Origin of the sequence: Streptomyces sp. SID11385 (assembly GCF_010548245.1) — a bacterium.
Taxonomy (GTDB): domain Bacteria; phylum Actinomycetota; class Actinomycetes; order Streptomycetales; family Streptomycetaceae; genus Streptomyces.
Map to the genome: position 1 here is coordinate 1 of NZ_JAAGLR010000172.1, position 273 is coordinate 273.

The following is a 273-nucleotide window of genomic DNA, read 5'->3' on the forward strand; positions in this document are numbered from 1 at the left end:
AACGGACGCGGTCCTGCTGACCGGCCGGGTCGCGCGGCAGAGCGCGGCCTGGCTCGCCGACAACGTGCTGGGCGGCCGGGCGGTCCTGCCGGGTACGGCGTTCGTCGAGCTGGCGTTGCGTGCGGCGGACGAGGCCGGTTGTGAGCGGGTCGGTGAGCTCACGCTTCTGGAGCCTCTGGTTCTGCCCGAGCGTGGTGGTGTCCAGCTCCGTGTCGAGGCCGGTGAGCCCGGTACTGACGGTCGTCGTACCGTGAGCGTTCATTCCCGGCCCGA

The 273-nt window shown here is 71.8% G+C and carries 1 protein-coding gene; it reads left to right on the forward strand.

Annotation, left to right across the window (positions count from 1 at the left end):
- Positions 1-64: 64 nt before the first annotated feature.
- Positions 65-273, forward strand: a 209-nt coding sequence (locus tag G3I42_RS05310) for a hypothetical protein (RefSeq protein ID WP_343244462.1), incomplete at its 3' end; no start/stop codon positions are given.